Source organism: Janthinobacterium sp. Ant5-2-1 (assembly GCF_001445815.1).
Lineage (GTDB): Bacteria > Pseudomonadota > Gammaproteobacteria > Burkholderiales > Burkholderiaceae_D > Janthinobacterium > Janthinobacterium lividum_E.
Genome location: NZ_LNCE01000153.1, coordinates 1 through 2,450, shown reverse-complemented (window position 1 = coordinate 2,450; position 2,450 = coordinate 1). Strand labels below are relative to the sequence as shown.

Here is a 2,450-nt window from a genome sequence, read left to right as displayed (position 1 = left end):
ATTACTCCGCTGCCGCTGCCTTCTTCGCCGGCGCCTTTTTGGCGGCCGGCTTTTTCACGGCAGCAGCTTTCTTCGCTGGCGCCTTTTTGACGGCTGCCGCTTTCTTGACGGCCGTTTTCTTCGCCGGCACTGCGCCCTCTTCGCCTTCGACCTCGGTCGCTGCAGCCTTCGCCTTGGCGCCCGGCTTGGCCTTGCGCTCTTCAAACTCGAAGCTCACCTTGCCATCCTTGCCGCGCACGAGGAAAGCCTTGAACGGACGACGGGTACGCTGCGATACAAAGCCCGGCAGCAAGTCCGTCTTGCCATCGTTGAGCAGTTTTGCCATTTGTTCCGGCAAGATTTCCTGCTGCAAGATGATGCGGCCGCTGCGGAAATCGCACGTCTTCGGCTTGGCCATGCTGTGTTCGCACACATAGGCCAGGCCCATCTCGTACACGCCGGCGTTGCACTTGGGGCAAGGTCCCACGGGCGTCTGGCCCGTGAAATCGACGCCTTCGCCATCTTCGCTTTCGTCGTTCTGGCCGAAATCGAATTCCAGCTTGAAATTCTTGATCTCTTCATCGCGCACGATGCGCAGGATGGCGGCGAACGGACGGCCCATCTTCGAGCGGAAACCTTGCAGCGGGCCGATGGTGCGGTCCTTCAGCAATTGTTCCACTTCGGCGATTTCGAACTGGCGCGAACCCGGCGTCTTGCTCATCGAGAACTCGCACTTGGTGCAGGCGAAACGACGGTAGTTTTCCTTCACCACGCCGCTGCAATTCGGGCACGGCGTTTCCAGGGTGGCGTAATCACCGGGAATCGTGTCGTTGTCATATTCCTTGGCGCGCTTGACGATGATTTGCGTCATCTGCGCGATTTCACGCATGAATTCTTCGCGCGAAATCTTGCCTTTTTCCATCTGCGACAGCTTGTATTCCCACTCGCCCGTCAGCTCCGGCGCCGTCAATTCGTTGACGCCCAGGCCCTTGAGCAACGTCATCAGCTGCGAGGCCTTGGCGGTCGGGATCAGTTCGCGGCCTTCGCGGATCAGGTAGCGTTCCGTCAGCAAGCCCTCGATGGTGGCGGCGCGCGTTGCCGGGGTTCCAAGACCCTTGCCGGCCATCGCATCGCGCAGCTCGTCGTCGTCGATCAGCTTGCCCGCGCCTTCCATGGCCGACAGCAATGTCGCCTCGGTATAGCGCGCTGGCGGCTTGGTCACCAGGCCGTTGGCGCTGACGCTTTCGGTCTGCACTTTCTCGCCCTTGGCGACCGGCACCAGGTTGCCGTTGCCATTGCTTTCCTTGTCCGCGTCCGTCGACGCTTCCTTGCCGTAGATGGCCAGCCAGCCCGGATTGGTCATGACCTTGCCTTCAGTCTTGAACTGATGGCCCGACACTTCCGTGTAGCGCGTGGTGACCTGGAATTCCGCAGGCGGGAAGAACACGGCCATGAAGCGGCGCGTGACCAGGTCATACAATTTTTGTTCCGGCTCGGACAAATTCTTGGGCGCGATCGTCGTCGGGATGATCGCGAAGTGATCCGAGATCTTGGTATTGTCGAAGATGCGCTTGTTCGGCTTGACCCAGCCCTTGTCGATGATCTGCTTGGCGAACTGGTGGTAGTTGCTGTTGTCCTTGACCGTTTCCAGCGCCTGCAGCACGGTCGGCATGTAATCTTCCGGCAGGTGGCGCGAATCGGTACGCGGATACGTCAATACCTTGTGTTTTTCGTACAGCGCCTGGGCCAGGCCCAGGGTGTTCTTGGCCGAGAAGCCGAAACGCGAGTTCGCTTCACGCTGCAAGCTGGTCAGGTCGAACAGGCCCGGCGCCATCGAGGTGGTCGGTTTCGATTCTTCCGTGACGATGCCCTGGCGACCACGGCAGGCGGTGGCGATCGAGTCGGCAGCCGTCTTGCTCCACAGGCGCTCGGCGCGCTTCTCGGGGTCGTTCTCGTCTTTCTTGAACTTCGTGTCGAGCCAGCGGCCTTCATAGATACCGGCCGCGCAAACGAATTCGGCGCGCACTTCCCAGAAGTCGCGCGGCACGAATTTCTTGATCTTGTCTTCGCGTTCGACGACGATGGAGAGCGTTGGCGTCTGCACGCGACCCACGGTGGTCAGATAGAAGCCGCCCTCTTTCGAATTGAACGCCGTCATGGCACGCGTGCCATTGATGCCGATCAACCAATCGGCTTCCGAACGGCAGCGGGCCGCGTCCGCCAGCGGCAACATTTCTTCATCGCTGCGCAGGTGCGAGAAACCGTCGCGGATGGCGCCCGGCGTCATCGACTGCAGCCACAAACGCTTGACCGGTTGCTTGGCTTTCGCGTTTTGCGCGATCAGGCGGAAAATCAGCTCGCCTTCGCGCCCCGCATCGCATGCGTTGATGAGGGTGGTAACGTCTTTACGTTTGATCAGCTTGTTTAATACTTTGAGGCGCGCTTCCGTCTTGGCGATCGGGTTCAGCGCG

Annotated in this window: 1 protein-coding gene; it reads right to left on the bottom strand. The window is 60.3% G+C overall.

The features are described 5' to 3' along the window. Window position 1: 1 nt before the first annotated feature. The coding region (locus tag ASN89_RS26765; protein WP_058051359.1) for a DNA topoisomerase III at window positions 2-2,450 on the bottom strand (2,449 nt) is incomplete at its 5' end.